Origin of the sequence: Staphylococcus debuckii, assembly GCF_003718735.1 — a bacterium.
In the GTDB taxonomy this organism is placed as follows: domain Bacteria; phylum Bacillota; class Bacilli; order Staphylococcales; family Staphylococcaceae; genus Staphylococcus; species Staphylococcus debuckii.
This window is the reverse complement of record NZ_CP033460.1, coordinates 1,354,248-1,375,494: the sequence shown is the minus strand read 5'-3', so window position 1 is coordinate 1,375,494 and position 21,247 is coordinate 1,354,248. Positions and strand designations below refer to the sequence as shown.

The window sequence follows — 21,247 nt, the reverse complement described above, 5'->3', positions numbered from 1 at the left end:
AACTGTATTTATGGCACTCTTACGCAACCGATTATTGATGTTGTTTGAAAACATCTCTACCTTTATAGAAATATTCAATTCCAGACAAGATTGTAAAGAATACGCCGATATACAATAAGACTTGACCTAATGGGAAACCAATCCACATTGCTAATGGTTCGCCTAATAAAATCCATACCAACGCAACCATTGTAACTGCTGTTTTAATCTTTCCTAGTTGGCCAGCAGCACTGACAAATCCTTGTTCAATTTGTAATAAACGTAAGCCTGTAACCGCAAATTCACGTGCAATAATAATAATTGCCACCACTGAATTGGTTAAATCTAATTGCACAAGGACAATAAGTGCACTTGCTACTAACAATTTATCTGCAAGCGGATCCAGGAATTTACCCATATTAGTTACTAAATTCCATTTACGTGCTAAATAACCGTCAACAAAGTCGCTTAATGAAGCCACTATAAAAATAATACCGCTGATAAATTGTTCAATACGTATTTCATAGCCTCCGATAAACGACATATTGCCAAAGCCGAAATCCACTAAAGCAAATAGTATAAATACCGGTATTAAAATTACCCTAAAGATAGTTATCTGGTTGGGCAGATTCATAACATACTCCTCTTTTCTAACTAATCAAATTATAACAAAATTACTGCTATTACCCATAAAACTAAAGCTAAAATAATGAATCCGGATAACCATATTACGAGTTCTCTAGATTCTTTATTCTGAGTTTTATACATCGGCGGATTTGAACTGCTGAATTGTTCAATCGATTGATCGTATTGACGATTTACAGAAGGCGGCAGTTCTTCTTTGTGATGCTGGATTAAGATTGAAGCATCAGTATTAACAGCTTTAGCATACTTCATAATAATACCTTCAGCGTAAGCCGGATTATCGAGCATTTCAAACTCATTATTTTCGATTAAGACTAGTGTATCTCTTTTCACATTAGTCTGCTTTTCTAATTCATTTAAAGTCATACCTAAGCGTTCTCTTTTGCCTTTTAAAGTTTGACCAATTGTATTGCTCATCCGTTTACACTCCTTGAAATCTTATTCAAAAAATCCAAATCCTCCGCCAAATTCATCAAACGTATCGCCGAAGTCCAAGTTATTCTTGCTTTTGACTGTTTTTTGTTTCATATGTTCATACTTGATTTCTTGATCGTCTGTTTCGCGCAATTCAATAATATAATCGAAATCGTCGAGACGATAATCGCAAGACTCTACAAACAAATCCGGATGCTCTACTACCTTGATTGCTGGTAAAGCCATCACTTCATCTACTAATTGTCGATGTTTAGGATCTTGTTCTCTTGCTGTGACAGCACCATCAATGATATAGACATGTTCAGGTCCGTATTCACCTTTAAGCAATGAATTACGTACAGTTTGCTTAATCAATGTAGAACTGATAAATAACCAACGTTTATGTGCACAAACACTTCCAGCAACGATAGATTCGGTTTTGCCTACTCGAGGCATCCCTCTGATACCTATTAATTTATGGCCATCCTCTTTAAAAATTTCAGCCATAAAATCAACCAACAAACCTAAATCTTCTCGTTCAAATCTGAATGTCTTCTTATCATCGGCATCCTGCTTGATGTATCTGCCGTGACGTACAGCTAAACGATCTCTGAGTTCGGGTTTACGAAGTTTCGTAATCGAGATTTCTTCAATCTGATTTGCAATATCCTCAAAACGTCGCATCTTATCAATACTGTCAGCTCGAATCAGCAAGCCGCGACGATTTTGTTCAACGCCGTTGATGGTTACAATACTGATACCCATCATGCCAAGAAGACTTGAAACATCTCCTAATAAGCCCGCTCTGTTAAATGTGATTTCATATTCTAAATACCATTCAATTTTACGCTCTGGTGCTATCATGTTTTTCCACGCCCCTTAGTTCAAACATCAAATAGAACACTATGATACCTTTTATCTCAACATTCTATGTATGAGTGAAAAGATTAGTTACATTATAGCATTTTCTCAGGAATTATGAATATCAAATCCGCAACTAAATATACCAGCCGCCATTCACTTTCTGTACAGTACCTGTCACGCTTTGTGCCATTGGATGATACAGATATGCACAAGTAAACGCTACTTCCTCAGGCGTTATCATGCGTTGTTGAGGAAGGTCGTCAATAATCGCTGCACGCTCTGTCTCTGACCATTCATCCGCCATATTGCCACTTACAAACCCAGGTGCTACAGCATTCACTGTCACATCGGTTAATGCGAGTTCTTGACTGAGTGCTTTAACAAACCCTATCTGTGCTGCTTTCATAGCAGAATAAACAACTTCCATACTCGCGCCCGTCTCTCCCCAAATCGAGGAGATAACGATGATTCTGCCATGGTCACTCTTACGCAATTGGTTGATCATACCTCTAGAAATTTGCATCAAACTTTTCACATTAATACGGTAGCATTGATCAATTAAAGCATCATCCATATCTTGAAGCATGCCATAGACACTTTGTCCTGCTGCATAAATCAAGCAATCCAAATTCTGGATAAACTCGAAAGATTGCATGATATCTTCTGTTGAAGATGCTAAATCGCATTGTACAAATGAAACATTTTGATTTTGATATTTTTGTTGCAACAGTTTTAAATCAGAACGATGATAATGCACAATGACTTCATAATTATCTGCTAATAAGCGTTCTACGATTGCTGTTCCTATAGAACCAGAACCACCGATAACTAAGGCTTTCATTATTTTTTTATCTCCAAACGGCTATCTGTAATTTCATCAAAATTCAAACTTGATAAGGCCGCATTATTAATACTTTCTAAAGTGATACTGTCAACGATATCTAACATATTAAATAAGCTGACACCTTCAAAATATAACTTCGTATATTGGTTAGCAATATATTCTGGTGAGTTCAAACTTGAAATAAACTCGCCGATAAATTGTTTTTTCAATAATTCAAAGGCTTCTGTATCATTCAATTGGCCTACTTTATCTTTTAATTCATCTAACAACATTTGTTTTAACAGACCAGGATCAGGCGTTGAACTCGTTATCAGTGAGAAGCTGTATGTAGGTTCCATCACAAATTGATAGCCAAAGGTATCATCTATCAAATCATCGTTTAATAATTTTTGATAGAAGTCCGTTTCTTCTCCTAATACCATTTCGAAAAAGAAAGTCATTTCTAAATCACGCTTCATGAAGGCTTCTTTAGAGGCCTCAGGAGGCACGTTTTTAAACCCTAACATCAATCTTGGAATTTGAATATTCATTTCCTCTGTCACTGATTGTTGTTGTACTTCATTCGGTTCAGCCAGTGCATCTCTGACGATTTCAGGCTGATCTGTCAACTCTCTTTTCGCTTCATGTTCACTGACTAATGTATTGATTTGTTCAGGGTCCACGTCACCCACAACAAACATTACCATATTAGATGGATGATAAAATGTTTCGTAGCATAAATACAAATCGTCTTTAGTAATGTTATAAATGCTTTCTACGCTTCCGGCAATATCGACGCGCACTGGATGGTCTGCATACATTGCACGTAAAGTATTGAACATTAATTTATAACCAGGCTGTTCTTGATACATTTTAATTTCTTCAGCAATAATTCCTTTTTCTTTTTCTACTGTTGCTTCTGAAAAATAAGGCGTCTCCACCATTTCCATAAGACGCAGAATATTTTTTTCGACATTAGAAGTTGCGCTGAATAAGTAGCTTGTACGGTCAAAACTTGTAAATGCGTTGACTTGCGCATTGTCTTCGGCAAATTCTGTGAATAAGTCGCCTTCTTCTTTCTCAAACAACTTATGCTCTAAAAAGTGTGCGACGCCATCTGGCACAGTTACAAATTCATTACTGCCTAAAGGTTTGAATTTATGGTCAAGTGAACCGAATTGCGTCGTATAGGTTGCAAACGTTTTTTGAAACCCTTTTTTAGGGATGATAAATAGTTTTAAACCATTATCCATTTGGTTCTCATAAACAGTTTCATCTATTAATTCATAATATTTCTTATTCACAATGCTTCATCCTCCTTTGTGAGCACATAGATTGTATCCAGGATGGCACGCTTTGTCAGATTGATGATATCGTCTTTAGTTACGTCGTGAATCTTTTGACCATAGTTTCCGTTAGTTAAATCTTCTGGCAGTAAAATTTGATTATGTGCAATTTCTACCATACTTTTCGGACGGTCTTGAGATTCATTTCTTTGTGAAATTAAAATCTTTTTCGCCAGTTCTAATTTCTCTTCTGTAAACTCACCCTGCTGGAACTTCTTAAATTCATCAATAATAGTATCTTTAGCGCGTTCATATTTATCAACTGCTACCCCGCTCAACACGAACATATATCCATTCTTGCCATCAATTTGCGAGCGAATAGAATAAGTTAAACTTTGTTTTTCACGCACTTCATTGAATAACACTGAAGAAGGGTCTCCGCCGAACATTGTGTTAAACACTACAAAAGTATAGTAATCAGGTTCGCCATAGTATGTAGGGAATCTGAACCCTATATTTAATTTGGCTTGGTCTAATTCGTCATGCTCAATAATAGTTTGCGGCAGTTCATCTACTTGACGTTGTGGCTGTATGACATGTGAAACTTGGTGAAGCGGTTGAATATGGAAGATGTTGGCGATTTTTTGTTTGACTATGTCTGAATCAACATTTCCAACTACATAAACTGCACAGTCATCATTTTCTAGCATAGATTGGTATGTATGGTATAACGATTCAGGCGTTACTTTTGATATGTTTTCGCTTAGACCTGATGCTAAATAACTGTATGGTTGATTACCAAACATATTTTCCATTAACTTTAAGAAAGCCAATTGTGATTTATTATCATTGACCGCTTCTAACTTCTTCTTCAACAATGTCTTCTCTTGCTGTACAAAAGTCTCATTAAATCGCTCATCTTCAACAATCGGATGATACAAGATTTCTTTTAATAAAGATAAACCTTCATCAAATAATGGATCTTTATGTTTAAGGTATCTTTCATTTACTAATTCTAAGGTAATTGTAATCACATGTTTGTCTTTAAATTTCGTTACAAAACTATTGACGTAAGCACCATAGAGTTCAGACAATTTACGGTTAAATGCTTTATCTGTCGGCCATTTCTTCGTCGCTCTTACTAAGAGTTTGCTCAATAATGAACGTGAAGTCATAGTCTCTTCATCTAATGGCGCCATAAATTTAAAAGTAATCAAGGTCGTTTTAAATTTATCTGTCGGCATTACTTTAATACGTGGTTCTTTTTTCGATTTTATCTGCTTATTCAAATTTTATACACCTCTTTTATTCTGGATCAGTTTCGCGAACTGTTTTAAATTTAACTACTTCACTTTTGAAATAGTTAAATGAGAACAGAATCGGACGATGGTCTTTGTCATAATGCACTTGTTTTAATAGCATTAAAGCTTCGTTAGGTGCTGCTTCTAGCGCTTCAGAAACTCTTGGTTCATAGCTTACTGATTCAATTTCCGTTTCTGAATAGGCAATCGTGATATCAGCATTCGCTTTAATGGCTGTTAGAATAGATTCATCGTGTGCTTGGAAAGCAGCACATGTTAAATATTCTGTTGCTACTTTGTCTAAGCAATAAACGACTGGGCGACCATTGGCAGTACGAATCCGTTCGATTAATGTTACAAATTCTCCCTCTTTTAAATCTAAAGCTTTGCGATCAAGCATAGTAGAAGGCTGCTGGTCCAAATTCATGAAAATTGTACCCGCTTGATAGCCTTCATTTTCAATCATTTTTCCAATGCTGAGCAATTTGTCTAAAGGATAAAAGAATGGCTGAGATTCTTTCACAGTTGCTTGTGCCTCAAAGCGTTGCGTCAGAACTTGTTCTGTAATCAGTTCATCGATCGCGTCGTACACATCATCTGTTTTACCATTTACCTCTCGTGCAATAGCTAACGTACTCGGCACCGGGTCTCCCGGTTGCAAAGTCCCCTCATCAATTGCATTTAAGATCCATTCCTTGATTCTGTATATAGAATTAGTATTTGTCATCTCTTTACACCTCACCATTATCTAAATCTACTAATACTTGTCTCGGTTTGCTTCCTCTTTGTGGGCCGATTACATTATTGCTTTCTAAATCATCCATTAATCGTGATGCTCTGTTATAACCAATTCTGAATTTTCGTTGTAATAAAGATGTACTTGCTTTTTGTTTTTCAACTACAAACATATACGCTTCTTCATATAACGGATCTTCACTTTTAGCATCTGCTTTGTCTGTTGGTGCATCTGGTTCCATTTCTTTAACATAATTGGCTTTTTGTTGTTCCACCACATAATTGACTATGTTTTGTACCTCATCATCGCTTAAGAAAGCACCTTGGATACGTGTTTGAATAGAACCACCGTTACCGAAGTACAACATATCCCCTTTACCTAACAGCTTTTCAGCGCCGCCTCTATCAATAATTGTTCTAGAGTCAGTTTGAGAACTTACTGCAAAGGCAATTCTGGATGGAATGTTGTTTTTAATCAATCCAGTAATTACGTCTACTGATGGACGTTGTGTTGCAATAATTAAATGAATACCCGCAGCACGTGCCATTTGAGTGATACGTTGAATGGCATTTTCTACGTCTTTACCAGCTACCATCATTAAATCTGCCAACTCATCCACGATGACCACGATATATGGCAGTTCAGATTGTTTTTCTTCTAATTCATCATTTTGACGTCTTAGGTAACGGTTGTAGCCTTCTATATTTCTAGTTCCCGTATGTTGGAATAAGTCATAACGACGTTCCATTTCAGCTACAATTTTTTCTAAAGCTTGTGATGCTTTATGAGGGTTCGTAACAACTGGTATTAATAAATGCGGAATTCCGTTGTATACATTTAATTCTACCATTTTAGGATCAATTAGCATCAATTTAACCTCATGAGGTTTCGCATTTAACAGTATACTTGCGATAATCCCGTTGATACAAACAGATTTACCGCTACCAGTTGAACCTGCCACAAGTAAGTGCGGCATTTTATTTAATTCTACACTTATTGGGTCGCCTGATATATCTCTACCCAAACCCACCTCTAATTTATTCTTAGATGGGAATTTTTCTTCTAATACTTCTTTTAAAGAAACTAGCGAAATTTTATCATTCGGCACTTCAATCCCTACAGCGGAACGTCCTGGGATTGGCGCTTCAATACGTACATCCTTCGCAGCTAGAGCAAGGGCTATATCATTATGCAAGTTCACAATCTTGCTGACTTTCACACCCTGTGCTGGTTGTACTTCGTATTGGGTTACAGCTGGCCCGATTTTAATTTGTGTCACTTTCGCATCTACATTAAAGTTTTTTAAAGTAGTTTCTAATAATCGACCTTTCTTTTGCACCTCTGCTCTTGAAGTAGTCTTTTGTTTCGCAGGTGTATTGAGAAGTGATAAAGGCGGTAACTTGTATGCTGTATTTTCTACTTCTCCTGCATCAGAAATCGAACTCATATCTTCCTTAGATGTTTCTTCGGAATTATCCTCTTCAACCAGTTGACGTTTAGGCCGTTTGCGCGGCACCTCTGTTACGTTATTTTCCGATGATGGTTCCGGAGTTTGAGCAAAAGCAGCCTGTTGTTTCTCTTTGTCGTTGTGACCATAAATCGGTATTGCACTATCCGGCTTCTCTGATTCTGGTATTGGAATTTCCGTAAAGTCACTGACATCTTTGACTTCTTCTTGTGCTTCACGTTCTTGTTTCTCTCGTGCTTTCTCTTCACGACGCAGTCTTTTTTCTTCTGCACGCTCTGCTTGGCGCTCTTTACGTTCTTTTCTATGTATCGCTGCAGATTGGCTTCCTGATTTCAACTTTTCAAAAAACGCTTTCGCTACATCACGGTGACGTTGTTTGTTTAATAAAATAATACTTGAAACAAACAAAATAATGGTAAATACGACTACACCGATAATTGATACGAGCGGTATCGATAAATGTACTAAGTAATATCCGATCACGCCACCGCCGAAGTTAGGAAAGTGCGTGTGTTCGTATTGATGATAAACATAGGATAAGACAGGCTCTCTATCGCCAGCTGCTCCTTTAGTAAATACTAAAAAAAGCTGTGTCGCAAATAATAATGCAAATTGCAAAACAATTGAACCCGTTAAACGGCGCGTTTTTGGCAATTTACCATTATAAGCAAGAAATCCTGAGGCTAATATCACTAAAATATAGGTTAAATATCTACTGTATCCAAATAGGTAATTGAAAAATGAGTCAATCACTCGACCGATAATACCTAATTGGAAGGCACCTAGAACGACTAAGACTACAGTAATAATCGCTGCAATATAGCGCAATGGCGCTTCATTTTGTTTCTTTTTAGAAGATTTCTTCTTAGCAGTTGTCTTTTTTCTAGTGTTGGTCGTTCTTTTCTTTCTTTGTGCCAAAACATACACCTTCTTTTCAATAAAAATAATGACGCTATTTATGTATCCCTTAGGAGCTGGGACATAATAATATCTTAGCTCCTTTCTTTAAACTGACAGTAGCTGTTAGCTTACAACACTATCCTTATATTTTAACATTTATAGCAAAAATAGTGCTACCTTCTTATTTAAGCATTGTGACAAATAACATGAAATGCTATGGCGTACCTTTGTGAGGACACCATAGCATTTGTGTATTTAATCTTCTAATACAGTTTATTCAATTAAACTTCTGAAATGATTGGAATAATCATCGGACGTCTCTTAGTATTTTCAAACAACAATTTACTAATTTTATCGCGCATGTTCTGTTTGATTTCAGACCATTCGATACGACGTTCTTGTAAACCTTGTTCAACAATTTCACGGACTTTTTCTTCCGCTTTTTTCAATAATTCTTCACTTTCACGTACATAAACAAATCCACGTGATTGAATTTCAGGACCTGCTGCGATTCTTCTATTTTTCGGATCTAGTGTTACTACCGCAATAAAGATGCCATCTTCAGCAAGCAAGTGACGGTCACGTAATACGATATTACCAACATCGCCGACACCAATACCGTCAATTAAAACATTTCCGGATTCTACTTTTTCATTCAGTACCATGTCTTTACCATCGAAATTCAATACATCCCCTTTTTCAGCTAAGAAGATTTTTTCTGGTGCTACGCCTGCTTCAGCAGCTAATTTTGCATGGGCAATTTGCATTTTGAACTCGCCTTGGACGGGGATAAAGTATTCTGGCTTCATGATGTTGATCATCATTTTAAGTTCTTCCATGCAACCATGACTTGAAGCGTGGATTTTCTTGCTATTTGGAATAATTTCGGCACCAGCACGTGCTAATTCATTCAATGTATCACCAATGATTACTTCCATGTTGGCAGAAGCGGTAATTGCTAAGAATACAGAGTCGCCTGGTTCGATGTTCATAATTTTGTGTTTTTGTCTGGCCATTTGATTTAAAGCTTCAACAGGTTCACCTTGCATACCTGTCGCAATAATTACGACTTCATTTTTAGGATAATTTTCAACTTCATTAATTGGAATTAATAAATCTTTAGGAATATTGAAATATCCCATTTTACGTGCAATATTGAATGATGATTCTAATGAACGGCCTAAGAAGGATACTTTACGGTTGAGTTTGCTTGCAATATTCAATACTTGTTGGATACGGATAAAGTTAGATGCATAGCAAGATACAATTAAACGACCATTCACTTTTGTGAAGGCATCTAACATATGTGACTCAATCACATTTTCCGGTGTGTTATAACCAGGTTTTTCAGCTTCAGTAGAATCACTGATTAACGCAAATACACCTTCTTCGCCGATTTCAGTCATTTTTTTCAAGTCAGGTGCATAGTTGCCATGCAAGCTTTGATCAAATTTAAATTCGCCAGTATAAACAATGGCACCGTAAGAAGTATGGATAGTTACACCCAAACTGTCTGGAATACTATGTGTTGTGTTGAAAAATGACACGTTGACGTTTTTGAAACGCATAACTGATTCATCATTCACTGTATAGTAACGTACTTTTTTATTAATATTACGTTCTTTCATATTTTCTTTCACTAATGCAAGTGTTAATTTCGAGCCATATACTGGCGCATCGACTTGTTCAAGTACATAACTTACTGCACCTATCGCATGTTCATGACCATGTGTAAGGAAAATTCCTTTTAATTTATCTTTATTTTCAATGACATACTGAATATCTGGAATGACAACATCGACACCCAGCATTTCATCTTCTGGGAACATTAATCCTGCATCCAGCATAAACATTTCATCGTCTACTTCGACGATATACATATTTTTCGCAATTTCACCCACGCCGCCAAGCGGGATGATGCGAATATCATTATTCTTTTTCTTTACTAAATTCAAAATGTTACCTCCTATTTATAATTCCCCGACCATATAAGTATTCATATTATATTATAGGTTAAAATAGGCGCAATGTACACTACTTCACACGGGGGTCAGAGGCAGCTGTTATGTATAAAGAAAACCAGAAGTGAATATCTGTCTTTACGCAAATATCCTTCTGGTTTCATTGGATTAATCTTCTTTATTTAATAAAGCGCGGTGGGAAGCATTTACTCTGCCTTTATCATCGATTTCAGTAACTTTGACTTCAATCGTATCTCCCATTTTCAATACATCTTCAACTTTGTTGATACGTTGATTTGCGATTTGAGAAATGTGTAATAAAGCATCTTTGCCTGGGAAAAGTTCTACAAATGCACCGTATTTTTCAATACGTCTTACTTTCGCATTGTAAACTTGGCCGACTTCCGCTTCACGTGTAATATCTTCGATAATTTCACGTGCACGGTTAATCATATCTTGATCAACTGAACCGATAAAGATGGTTCCATCTTGTTCAATATCCAATTTAACGCCTGTTTCATCAATGATTTCATTGATTTTCTTACCGCCAGGCCCAATCACATCTCTGATTTTCTCAAGTTTGATAGTCATTGTTTCTACTTTAGGTGCATATGCACTTAATTCAGGACGTGGTTGATCAATTGTTTCAAGCATATGATTTAAGATTGTCAAACGACCTACACGCGCTTGTTCTAAAGCTTCTTCGATAATTTCACGTGTTAAACCATCAATTTTAATATCCATTTGGATAGCTGTAATACCTTTTTCAGTACCTGCTACTTTAAAGTCCATATCGCCTAAAGCATCTTCCATACCTTGGATATCCGTTAAAATCGTATAGTTATCATCACGTGTAACTAGACCCATCGCGATTCCCGCTACAGGTGCTTTGATTGGCACACCGGCATCCATTAATGCAAGCGTAGAGCCGCAAATTGATGCTTGTGATGAAGAACCATTAGATTCTAATACTTCACTGACAATACGTACAGTATATGGGAAGTCTTTAGTATCAGGAATAATATAACGCAATGCACGTTCACCTAATGCACCATGTCCAATTTCACGACGTCCTGGTGCACGCACTGGACCTGTTTCCCCAACTGAGAAATTCGGGAAGTTATAGTGATGCATAAAGCGTTTTTCTTGTTCTGTACCTAAACCATCAATTAATTGATACTCACTCATTGCACCTAATGTTAATACAGAAAGTGCTTGTGTTTGACCACGTGTGAATAATCCTGAGCCATGCGCACGAGGTAATAGACCTACTTCTGAATCAAGTGGACGAATTTCGTCTGGTTTACGACCATCTGGACGGATTTTGTCATCAGCGATTTGACGACGTACTTCTTCTTTCACTAAATCATTTAAGATAGCGTTAACTTCAGCGAGTACCTCTTCATTATCTGGATTTTCTTCGTCATCAAATTCAGCAATGACTTCGTCACGAATTGCATCGATATTTTCTTCACGTTCTTTTTTATCGAAAGTTTGGATGGCATCTTTTAATCCTTTTTCTTCGGTTAAAGCTGTGACTTTTTCTTCAACTGCAGTATCACGCTCTTTAGGAATGAATTCCGTTTTTTCAGGTTGAAGATAATCAATAATTTCTTGTTGGAAGTCAACTAGGCGTTTGATTTCTTCATGACCAAAGAAGATTGCGTCTAGCATTTCTTTTTCAGTGATTTCGCTTGCGCCAGCTTCAACCATGTTTACCGCGTCTTTATGACCGGCAACTTCTAAATCTAAACGTGAAACTTCTTTTTGTTCTACTGTCGGGTTAATGACATATTCGCCATCAATATAACCAACGTTGACACCTGCAATCGGACCTTGGAATGGAATATCAGAAACACTCAATGCCATAGATGAACCAATCATCGCTGCCATTTCAGGTGAGCAATCAGGGTCTGCACTCAATACCATATTAATAATTTGAACGTCATGTCTATAACCTTTAGGGAATAGAGGACGAATCGGTCTATCGATTAAGCGTGCAGTTAATGTAGCTTCGTCAGCCGGGCGCCCTTCACGTTTCTTAAAGCCCCCAGGAATTTTACCTGCCGCATACATTTTTTCTTCATAGTTGACCATTAATGGGAAGAAATCACCGTCACGGGGTTCTTTTGATGCAGTGGCTGTAGATAATACAACTGTGTCGCCATAACGTACAAGTACCGCCCCATTTGCTTGTTTCGCCATTTGTCCAGTTTCTATCGATAATGGTCGGTTGGCCCATTCAGTCTTAAACACTTTCTTTTCTTGAGACATTAGGAATCTCCTTTCTATTACTACCTCTTTAACATTTAATACTTCTATCATATCATTTACGCGTACATATTTATATTCTGGATTCTATTCATCCTATAAAAAAAGGAAAGAAACCAACGATGGTTCTTTCCTCTAAATGGTATCAGTTTAATTACTTAAAAAGATTAACGACGGATACCTAATGATTTGATTAATTCACGGTAACGTTGAATATCTTTTTTACGTAAGTAGTTTAATAAATGTCTACGACGACCTACCATTTTTAATAAGCCACGACGTGAATGGTGGTCTTTTTTGTGTGTACGTAAGTGATCGTTTAATGCATTGATTTCAGCAGATAATACAGCGATTTGTACTTCTGGTGAACCAGTATCAGTTTCGTGTACACGGTATTCTTTAATGATTTCGTCTTTACGTTCTTGTGAAATTGCCATAGTCAATTTCCTCCTTTAATTATATATAGTCTCCTCAGTCTGAGTGAGGCGTCGGAGTCTCGACCTACCAAGATAGAGGACTGTTTAAGTTCAATCTGATTGTAATAGATACAATCATTCCGACCTAAATATTATATGATACTTCATCACCGAAATCAACAGATAATAGATATTTCGCTTGTTCTTTATCTTTATTCATCTGTTCAACGAGCGGATCGATGCCGTCAAACTTAACTTCAGGTCTTAAATAATGGTGCCAAAATACTACGACACGTTCTCCATAAATATCTTGGTCAAAGTCGAAAATATTTACTTCAATCACTACGTGTGATTTTTTCGGATCGTGGAACGTAGGTTTTACGCCGACATTGCAAACTCCGCGATATATGCGTTGTTCTGCACCAATTGCTAGGCTTACTGCATAGACACCTTTTTTAGGTAAAACGTAATCATCGCTCGGTTCAATATTAGCTGTAGGGAAACCAATTGTGCGGCCCCGTTTCTCACCTTGAACCACTGTGCCTTTAATACGATAACGGTAGCCTAATTCTTCATTGGCCTTTTTCAAGTTGCCCTCTTTTAAAGCACGGCGAATTTCAGTAGTGGAAATTTTTTCAGAATACATTTCTTGTTTGCTCACTACAGTCGTATTGAAATGCTCTTTAAGTTCTTTTAGTACTGACATGTTGCCTTTCCCATGTTTTCCGAAAGTAAAATCAAAGCCAGCAATCACTTCTTTCACATGATTGCCTACAAGATACTGTTCTACGAATTCTTCTATTGAACAATCAGCGAATTTAGAAGTAAAGTTCACTATAATCACATAATCAATATCATAAGCTTCCAAAATCTCAACCTTATCCGCTAAAGGTGTAAGATAATCAGTTCTTTTTTGTTTTGGATTCAGAACGACTGATGGATGCGGATCAAATGTCATCACTGCTTTCTTTAGATTTTTCTTTTCAGCGATTTCATTCAATGCATGAAACACTTGTGCATGCCCTTTGTGCAATCCATCAAAGAAGCCTAATGCCATTGCAACGTCTTCTTGTATATATTGATCTGGTTGAATGGGATGTGTAATTTCTATCACTTTCATAGTGTGCCTCTCCTTTAATTAAAAACTTTCTTCGGCTTGATTTCATTGTTTTTTTCAGAATGTGGGATATAAAGCGCGAGTGCTTTTTCAGAATCACTATCCATAAATACAGTGATACCTTCAATCGCTTCCTCAAAATCGCTTTTATTAAATTTCTGTCCATTTAATATACGTTTTTTCATGTTTGGATTACTGATTTGAATATGCGGTAATCCCTTTAATCCATATTCTATAGGAAATAAGCGTTCCTGTAATGATTCTTGCTTAAAAAGTGTTTCTATTTCGCCTAATTTCAAACTATCATGAATTTTGAAGCCGCCGCTTTCAACACGCGTTAAGCATGACATATGCGCTGGGTATCCCAATACCTTTCCTATATCAGTCGCTAATGTACGAATGTAAGTACCTTTGCCGCAACGAATAGCAAGATTAAAAGTGCAGACGCCATTATGAAATTGCGGTTCTGTTGTACGTTGAATTTCGTAAATGTTTACTTTGCGTTTCGGTCGTTCGACTGTTTCGTTGTTACGTGCATATTCGTATAGTTTACGTCCATTCACTTTTACTGAAGAATACATAGGGGGAATTTGTTCAATTTCACCTTTAAATGAATCGATTGCTTGATCAATTTTCTCAACTGACAAAGCATCTGCTTTAACTTCCTTAGTTTCTAATACTTCTCCAGTTTGATCTTCAGTCGTTGTACTGAAACCGATTGTAACTTCTGCTTCATATGCTTTGCCCATATCCATAATATAATCACTTACTTTAGTAGCATTCCCTACACATACAGGTAATACACCATCCACTTCCGGATCAAGCGTCCCCGTATGACCTACTTTTTTAGTATGTAAAATTTTACGTAGTTTAAAGACTACATCGTGGCTTGTAAGACCGCGTTCTTTAAAAACAGGTAAAATACCATCCATTTTTAACACCTCAAATTTAATTCGTACCATATCTATTTTACATCAGTTTAAACTTAAGAAATAGTAAAAATAAGCAAATGTTAATTTTGTATATTAAAAAGCTGCATCTCTCCTTAAGAGAAATACAGCTTGTGACATAAATGATTCATTAGTCTTTTTTGTGTAAATCTTGAATCATTTTTTCAATTTTATTTCCGTATTCAATTGAATGATCATATTCAAATTGTAAGTCAGGAATAATTCTTAAACGCATTCTTGAACCTAATTCAGATTTAATAAATCCTTTAGCTTTTTCAAGTGCTTTGAATGTATCATCAACTTCTTTCTCATTACCTAATACAGTCAAGTATACTTTAGCTAATGATAAGTCGTTAGTGAGTTGAACATCTGTAATCGTAATAAAGCCGATACGTGGATCTTTGACTTTATTATTGATGATATCCATTAATTCTTTTTTCATTTGCTCACCAACACGTTCTGCTCTCATCCTACTCATTTGTTTCACCTCTTCTAATCTACATTTAACGATTTGCTTCAATCCAAAATTATAGACTAAAATCACCTTGATGACAAAGTTTTTCCCTTGTAGCGTCATGTTTAATCACTTACGTGCACACTAATGAATGTAAAGGTACAGTTAAGCATGTAAAGAATGCGTAAACGTTTAATCGTTCATTTCAAAATAAAATTTACATTTCATTTTCATGTGCATCTGTGTAATCCTCTTTTTAAAGATTCTTTCTTTAGAATCATTGTTATTACAAGGTAATTCTTTACTTTCAAATGGTCACAGTCCTTTTCAACTTTTGCTTAACTGTAGAATAAGGAGCAGAATACACCAATTTTCGACGTTTCATTTTCGATTTGCATTTCATTTTGAAACACAATTACTGCAAAAACGAATCACAATTTAATATCCTATTACGCCATTACAATGATATTAAAAAAGTGTCCATCAATATCTTGGAATGAGAAGCCATAGAAATTATTTCTGACTTTAGGCGCATCTTTAATTACGCCACCAGCCGCTTCTACTTTCTTCGCAAGTTCATCCGCTTCTTCCTCAGTTTTCACTGATAAGGAAATTAATACGTCATTTCCAGTTGTTTCTTTTCCTATATATTGTTTAAAGCGCTCTCTAGGCACAACCATTACGGGTGAACCTGTTTGCGCTTTAAATCCGAACATCTCTCCCTCTTGTCCTGGTTGTTGGATAATCGTAAAGCCGATATCTTTATAAAACTTCATGCTCTTATCTAAATCGTCGCAACCTAAGTTGAACCAAATATTTGTTAACATTGAAATCTCTCCCATCATCGTTAGTTATTTCTTTAACTTTACCACGATTCTGATGGAAGTAGTGCTGATATGAAGGAGATACACAAAAATGCACTTTCCAACTAAGGAAAGTGCATTTTTAAAGCACAATATTATCTTTCGATTTCTACCATTTCATAAGCTTCAATGATGTCTTCTACTTTAATATCGTTGAATTTTTCAATTGTAATACCACATTCGTAACCTTGCGCAACTTCTTTAACGTCGTCTTTGAAACGTTTCAATGTATCTAATTGGCCTTCAAAGACTACGATGCCGTCACGGATGACACGTACACCAGCGTTACGAGTGATTTTGCCGTCAGTCACGTAACAACCAGCAATTGTACCGACTTTAGACACTTTGAATGTTTGGCGAACTTCAGCTTGTCCGATGACTTTTTCTTCATATTCAGGATCAAGCATACCTTTCATTGCTGATTCAATTTCTTCAATTACGTTATAAATTACACGGTGTAAACGCATATCTACATTTTCTTGTTCTGCAGCACGTTTTGCACCTGAATCAGGACGTACGTTAAATCCGATGATAATACCGTTTGAAGCATTTGCTAATGTCACGTCAGATTCGTTGATTGCACCCACAGCAGTGTGAATGATACGTACGTTAACGCCTTCAACATCAATTTTCATTAATGATGCAGCAAGTGCTTCTACAGAACCTTGTACGTCACCTTTGATAATGATGTTAAGGTCTTTCATTTCACCTTGTTTCATTTGTTCAAACAAGTTATCTAGTGTCACGTTTTTACTTTCTTGACGTTGTTGAAGAATACTTTCTTCATGACGTGCTTCACCAATACGACGTGCTTGTTTTTCATCAGAGAAGGTAACGAAGCGGTCACCAGCTTGCGGTACATCGTTGATACCTGTAATTTCAACAGGTGTTGAAGGGCCAGCAGATTTAACACGTTTACCGATATCGTTAACCATTGCACGTACACGGCCGTAAGTGTTGCCGACTACAATCGCATCACCGACATGCAATGTACCGTTTTGAACAAGTAATGAAGCGGCAGGTCCGCGAGATTTATCAAGTTCTGCTTCAATTACAGTACCTACAGCACGTTTTTCTGGATTAGCTTTTAATTCTTGTACTTCTGAAACTAAGACAATCATTTCAAGCAAGTCATCAATACCGTCTCCGCTTAAGGCAGAAAGTGGTACGAAGATTGTATCGCCGCCCCAGTCTTCAGGGAATAAACCATATTCAGTCAACTCTTGCATTACGCGATCAGGATTCGCTGTTGGTTTATCAACTTTATTAACTGCTACGATAATTGGTACATCGGCTTCTTTAGCATGGTTGATGGCTTCAATTGTTTGAGGCATTACACCATCATCTGCAGCTACTACTAAAATTGTAATATCAGTAACTTGTGCACCACGTGCACGCATTGTTGTGAAGGCAGCATGTCCTGGTGTATCTAAGAAAGTGATTTTTTTGCCGTCATTTTCAATTTGATAAGCACCGATATGTTGTGTGATACCGCCTGCTTCACCTTCAGTCACATGTGTGTTTCGGATTGAGTCAAGTAATGTTGTTTTACCATGGTCAACGTGTCCCATAATAGTTACAACTGCAGGACGTTCAATTGCATCTGAATCTTCTTCTTCATCATCGAAGTAGATATCTAAGTCTTCTTCGTCGATAACAACTTCTTTTTCGATTTCGATACCATAATCATCAGCAATCAATTCAACCGTTTCATCATCTAGTGATTGGTTAATGTTCGCCATAATTCCTAATAGGAACAATTTCTTAACGATATTAGATGATTCAATATTCATTTTCTCAGCTAATTCGCCCACCGTGATGCCTTCAGTATAAGAAATTTTTTCTGGCATTTCTTTTACAGTTTCTTGCTTAGGTGCTTGTTTTTGATTTTTATTATTCTTGTTGTTTTTATTGTTTTTGTTATTTTTTTGATTTTTATTATGATGATTTGTCTTGTTGTCTTTCTTATTGTTATTCTTTTTAGCGTTGCCGCCATTATTGTTGTTTTTATCTTTATTGTTATTTTGATGTTTTTTGTGATTATTTTGAGCAGCTTTATTATCTTGCTTATCTTTAGATGAACCTGGTTTGAATTTTTTATCTAATTCTTTGATTTCGTTAGGCTCTAACGCTTGCATATGGTTAGACACCTCTACATTCATCTTTTTCAATTCATCAATAACATCTTTACTTTTTAAATTTAAATCTTTTGCATACTCGTAAATTCTCTGTTTACTCATATAATCACTCCTTACGTTATTCATCTATCATTGATAATAGCTTTTTGGCAAAACCGTTATCCATTATAGCGATATTCACGCGAGATGATTTACCTAGGGCTTGCCCAAGTTCTTCTCTGGTTCCGAATATACGTAATGGGACTTGGTAACTTTCGCATTTTTGGCTGATATCTTTCTCAGTCCTTGCCGAAGCATCCTCTGAAAGAATCACTAAAGAGACTTTTCTCTTTTTGATTTCAGTTAAAATGACGGATTCACCGCTTTTAACTTTACCAGCGCGCATTGCCAATCCTAAAAAATTCAAGATGTTGCTCTTATTCATTTTGGAATCTCTTCTCTGTAAATGAGACGTATGATTTCTTTATATACAGGAGCAAGCGTTTCTGCATCTGAGTTGAAGAACTTTTCAAGCACGCCTTTTTTCTGTGCTTGTTCAACAAGTGCGACGTCTTTAGAAACGTAAGCACCGCGCCCAGGCTTCTTACCTGTAGCATCCGCAGAAATCTCTCCTTCTTTATTGATAACCACACGAATCATGTCATTTTTGGGACGCATTTCGTTAGAAAGAATACACTTTCTCATTGGAATCTTCTTTTTCTTCATAAAGTTATTCACTCCAAATTATTCTTCTACGTCTTTTTTAGAATCTTTTTCAAATGTTTCTTCGATTGCTTCTTCTTCTGCAGATTCTTCAGCTTCTGCTTCTTCAATCTCTGAAGCTACTGCTTCGTCTTCAAGTTCTTCTGTGTCCGCTTCTTCAGTTGCTTCAGCCTCTTCAATTTCAGCTGCTTCTTCTGCTTCCACATCAGGTTCTTCGTCAACTTGATTGATGACTACTTCTTCAGTTAAATCTTCTGTTGGTTCATCGTCAGTTTCTTCTACTTCAGGAACTGGATAAATGCCGGCTTCTCTAGCATCTGATTCTGATTTGATATCAATTTTCCAACCAGTTAACTTCGCAGCTAAACGAGCGTTTTGACCACGTTTACCAATTGCTAATGAAAGTTGATAATCTGGAACAATAACTGTTGTAGACTGATTTGCTTCGTCTACAATGACTTCAAGGACTTGTGAAGGACTTAAAGCATTTTTAACGAATACTTTAGGATCTTCGTTCCATTGAACGATGTCGATTTTTTCTCCGCCAAGTTCTTCTACAATTGCTTCCACACGTACACCTTTAGAACCTACACATGCGCCTACAGCATCGATATCTGGATTGTCAGAGTAAACACTGATTTTAGAACGATCACCTGCTTCACGTGCTACAGATTTAATCACTACAGTACCATCATAAATTTCAGGTACTTCTTGTTCAAATAAACGCTTCAATAAACCAGGATGGCTTCTTGATACATAGATTTGAGGACCTTTTGTAGTTTGTTCTACTTTATTAACATATACTTTGATACGTTCGTTAGGGATGTAGCTTTCATTCGGGCTTCTTTCAGCTTCAGATAATACCGCTTCTGTACGTCCTAAATTAACATATACATAACGATGGTCGACTCTGTCGATAATACCTGTGACGATATCTTCTTCTTTGTCGATGAACTCATCATACAAAATTTCACGTTCAGCATCGCGTAAACGTTGCATCACTGCTTGTTTAGCAGCTTGCGCACCTACACGCCCAAAGTCTTTAGGTGTTACATCTTCTTCATAAATATCGCCGATTTCATAAGCTGGATTTTTTTCTAATGCTGTACTGATGTCTACTTCTTCACGGTCATCAAATACATCATCTACTACTTCTTTACGTGCAATCACTTTGAAAGTACCTTCATCCATATTTAATTCAACACGGACGTTGCGCGCAGCTTCATAATTTTTCTTATAAGCTGTAATCAAAGCTGCTTCGATTGCATCAATTAATACTTCTCTTGGAATTTTCTTTTCTTTTTCTAAATACTCTGTTGCTAACAATAATTCATTACTTGACACGGTTAAATCCTCCTAATCACGTTAAATCAATACTGCATGACGTGCTTTAGCAATTTTATTTCTAGGGATTTCAACTTCCTTTTTCTTTTCCTTAACTTGCGCTTTGATGACAACATGGTCATCTGTTACAGATTGTAAAACACCTAACCACTCTTTAGAGCCTTCAATCGGCGCATAAAGAGAAACAAATACAGGTTGATCGACAGCATCACGGAACGCTTTATCATTTTTGATAGGACGTTCAGCACCTGGTGATGCGACATCAAGATAATACATTTGTTCAATCGGGTCTTCTTCATCCATGACTTCACTGATTTTCTCAGAAGCAAGCGTACAGTCATTCAAGTCGACGCCGCCCTCTTTGTCGATTGAAATTCTGAGGAAGCGGTCTTTACCTTCTTTAGTAAATTCAATTTCTACGAGTTCAAAATTCAAATCATCTAATACGGGTTGAATGATTTCTTCAATTTGTTCAGTGATTTTACTCATGCGAACCTCCTTTTATACAAATAGAAAAGAGCGGGTAAACCCCACTCTTCGTGACTAAAGTTCATTTTTTACGCACTATAATTATAACACAGTCGACATTTAATTGCCAATTGTTGCACAATGGCA

The 21,247-nt window shown here is 36.7% G+C and carries 20 protein-coding genes; all 20 read right to left on the bottom strand.

Going from position 1 to position 21,247, the window contains the following annotated elements:
* Positions 1-31: 31 nt before the first annotated feature.
* Complete coding sequence (gene pgsA / locus CNQ82_RS06450; RefSeq protein ID WP_123144583.1) at positions 32-613, bottom strand: CDP-diacylglycerol--glycerol-3-phosphate 3-phosphatidyltransferase; 582 nt, start codon at positions 611-613, stop codon at positions 32-34.
* A gap of 29 nt (positions 614-642) precedes the next feature.
* Entirely contained in the window at positions 643-1,041 is a 399-nt protein-coding gene (locus CNQ82_RS06445; protein WP_123144582.1) for a helix-turn-helix domain-containing protein, read from the bottom strand.
* A gap of 21 nt (positions 1,042-1,062) precedes the next feature.
* Positions 1,063-1,902, bottom strand: coding sequence for a DUF3388 domain-containing protein (locus CNQ82_RS06440; protein WP_095105594.1), 840 nt, complete (start codon positions 1,900-1,902; stop codon positions 1,063-1,065).
* A gap of 133 nt (positions 1,903-2,035) precedes the next feature.
* Positions 2,036-2,743 (bottom strand): elongation factor P 5-aminopentanone reductase, encoded by a 708-nt coding sequence (ymfI, locus tag CNQ82_RS06435; RefSeq protein WP_123144581.1) that lies wholly within the window; start codon positions 2,741-2,743, stop codon positions 2,036-2,038.
* A complete protein-coding gene (gene yfmH / locus CNQ82_RS06430; protein ID WP_123144580.1) occupies positions 2,743-4,029 on the bottom strand; it encodes an EF-P 5-aminopentanol modification-associated protein YfmH in 1,287 nt (428 codons plus the stop codon). Before yfmH ends, ymfI begins: the two co-directional genes overlap by 1 nt.
* On the bottom strand, positions 4,026-5,255 hold the full coding sequence (gene yfmF, locus CNQ82_RS06425) for an EF-P 5-aminopentanol modification-associated protein YfmF (RefSeq protein WP_206125382.1): 1,230 nt from the start codon (positions 5,253-5,255) through the stop codon (positions 4,026-4,028). The genes yfmH and yfmF overlap by 4 nt, the downstream gene beginning before the upstream one ends.
* Positions 5,256-5,316: 61 nt before the next feature.
* Entirely contained in the window at positions 5,317-6,039 is a 723-nt protein-coding gene (locus CNQ82_RS06420; RefSeq protein WP_123144578.1) for a GntR family transcriptional regulator, read from the bottom strand.
* Between the two features lie 4 nt (positions 6,040-6,043).
* Complete coding sequence (locus tag CNQ82_RS06415) at positions 6,044-8,434, bottom strand: DNA translocase FtsK (protein WP_123144577.1); 2,391 nt, start codon at positions 8,432-8,434, stop codon at positions 6,044-6,046.
* Positions 8,435-8,697: 263 nt separating this feature from the next.
* A complete protein-coding gene (rnjB, locus tag CNQ82_RS06410) occupies positions 8,698-10,371 on the bottom strand; it encodes a ribonuclease J2 (RefSeq protein WP_123144576.1) in 1,674 nt (557 codons plus the stop codon).
* A 174-nt stretch (positions 10,372-10,545) separates the two neighbouring features.
* A complete protein-coding gene (gene pnp / locus CNQ82_RS06405) occupies positions 10,546-12,651 on the bottom strand; it encodes a polyribonucleotide nucleotidyltransferase (RefSeq protein WP_123144575.1) in 2,106 nt (701 codons plus the stop codon).
* Positions 12,652-12,815: 164 nt separating this feature from the next.
* On the bottom strand, positions 12,816-13,085 hold the full coding sequence (gene rpsO / locus CNQ82_RS06400) for a 30S ribosomal protein S15 (RefSeq protein ID WP_095105606.1): 270 nt from the start codon (positions 13,083-13,085) through the stop codon (positions 12,816-12,818).
* Between the two features lie 124 nt (positions 13,086-13,209).
* A complete protein-coding gene (locus CNQ82_RS06395) occupies positions 13,210-14,184 on the bottom strand; it encodes a bifunctional riboflavin kinase/FAD synthetase (RefSeq protein ID WP_123144574.1) in 975 nt (324 codons plus the stop codon).
* A 14-nt stretch (positions 14,185-14,198) separates the two neighbouring features.
* Complete coding sequence (gene truB / locus CNQ82_RS06390) at positions 14,199-15,113, bottom strand: tRNA pseudouridine(55) synthase TruB (RefSeq protein WP_123144573.1); 915 nt, start codon at positions 15,111-15,113, stop codon at positions 14,199-14,201.
* 148 nt (positions 15,114-15,261) lie between these two features.
* Entirely contained in the window at positions 15,262-15,609 is a 348-nt protein-coding gene (gene rbfA / locus CNQ82_RS06385; RefSeq protein ID WP_123145654.1) for a 30S ribosome-binding factor RbfA, read from the bottom strand.
* A gap of 425 nt (positions 15,610-16,034) precedes the next feature.
* On the bottom strand, positions 16,035-16,412 hold the full coding sequence (locus CNQ82_RS06380; RefSeq protein ID WP_123144572.1) for a VOC family protein: 378 nt from the start codon (positions 16,410-16,412) through the stop codon (positions 16,035-16,037).
* Between the two features lie 131 nt (positions 16,413-16,543).
* Entirely contained in the window at positions 16,544-18,688 is a 2,145-nt protein-coding gene (infB, locus tag CNQ82_RS06375; protein WP_123144571.1) for a translation initiation factor IF-2, read from the bottom strand.
* Between the two features lie 16 nt (positions 18,689-18,704).
* On the bottom strand, positions 18,705-19,010 hold the full coding sequence (locus CNQ82_RS06370) for a YlxQ family RNA-binding protein (protein WP_095105618.1): 306 nt from the start codon (positions 19,008-19,010) through the stop codon (positions 18,705-18,707).
* Positions 19,007-19,291: an RNase P modulator RnpM gene (gene rnpM / locus CNQ82_RS06365; RefSeq protein WP_123144570.1), complete on the bottom strand. Its 285-nt coding sequence runs from the start codon at positions 19,289-19,291 to the stop codon at positions 19,007-19,009. The genes CNQ82_RS06370 and rnpM overlap by 4 nt, the downstream gene beginning before the upstream one ends.
* Before the next feature lie 18 nt (positions 19,292-19,309).
* Positions 19,310-20,632, bottom strand: a complete 1,323-nt coding sequence (nusA, locus tag CNQ82_RS06360; RefSeq protein WP_123144569.1) for a transcription termination factor NusA — start codon at positions 20,630-20,632, stop codon at positions 19,310-19,312.
* 21 nt (positions 20,633-20,653) lie between these two features.
* On the bottom strand, positions 20,654-21,121 hold the full coding sequence (rimP, locus tag CNQ82_RS06355; RefSeq protein WP_095105624.1) for a ribosome maturation factor RimP: 468 nt from the start codon (positions 21,119-21,121) through the stop codon (positions 20,654-20,656).
* Positions 21,122-21,247: the final 126 nt, after the last annotated feature.

Excerpts from the sequence above, each read along its gene's own strand:
- pgsA (WP_123144583.1), bottom strand. The coding sequence starts at position 613 with ATGAATCTGCCCAACCAGATAACTATCTTTAGGGTAATTTTAATACCG.
- CNQ82_RS06445 (WP_123144582.1), bottom strand. The coding sequence starts at position 1,041 with ATGAGCAATACAATTGGTCAAACTTTAAAAGGCAAAAGAGAACGCTTA.
- CNQ82_RS06440 (WP_095105594.1), bottom strand. The coding sequence starts at position 1,902 with ATGATAGCACCAGAGCGTAAAATTGAATGGTATTTAGAATATGAAATC.
- ymfI (WP_123144581.1), bottom strand. The coding sequence starts at position 2,743 with ATGAAAGCCTTAGTTATCGGTGGTTCTGGTTCTATAGGAACAGCAATC.
- yfmF (WP_206125382.1), bottom strand. The coding sequence starts at position 5,255 with ATGCCGACAGATAAATTTAAAACGACCTTGATTACTTTTAAATTTATG.
- CNQ82_RS06420 (WP_123144578.1), bottom strand. The coding sequence starts at position 6,039 with ATGACAAATACTAATTCTATATACAGAATCAAGGAATGGATCTTAAAT.
- pnp (WP_123144575.1), bottom strand. The coding sequence starts at position 12,651 with ATGTCTCAAGAAAAGAAAGTGTTTAAGACTGAATGGGCCAACCGACCA.
- rpsO (WP_095105606.1), bottom strand. The coding sequence starts at position 13,085 with ATGGCAATTTCACAAGAACGTAAAGACGAAATCATTAAAGAATACCGT.
- CNQ82_RS06395 (WP_123144574.1), bottom strand. The coding sequence starts at position 14,184 with ATGAAAGTGATAGAAATTACACATCCCATTCAACCAGATCAATATATA.
- truB (WP_123144573.1), bottom strand. The coding sequence starts at position 15,113 with ATGGATGGTATTTTACCTGTTTTTAAAGAACGCGGTCTTACAAGCCAC.
- rbfA (WP_123145654.1), bottom strand. The coding sequence starts at position 15,609 with ATGAGTAGGATGAGAGCAGAACGTGTTGGTGAGCAAATGAAAAAAGAA.
- CNQ82_RS06380 (WP_123144572.1), bottom strand. The coding sequence starts at position 16,412 with ATGTTAACAAATATTTGGTTCAACTTAGGTTGCGACGATTTAGATAAG.
- infB (WP_123144571.1), bottom strand. The coding sequence starts at position 18,688 with ATGAGTAAACAGAGAATTTACGAGTATGCAAAAGATTTAAATTTAAAA.
- CNQ82_RS06370 (WP_095105618.1), bottom strand. The coding sequence starts at position 19,010 with ATGAATAAGAGCAACATCTTGAATTTTTTAGGATTGGCAATGCGCGCT.
- rnpM (WP_123144570.1), bottom strand. The coding sequence starts at position 19,291 with ATGAAGAAAAAGAAGATTCCAATGAGAAAGTGTATTCTTTCTAACGAA.
- rimP (WP_095105624.1), bottom strand. The coding sequence starts at position 21,121 with ATGAGTAAAATCACTGAACAAATTGAAGAAATCATTCAACCCGTATTA.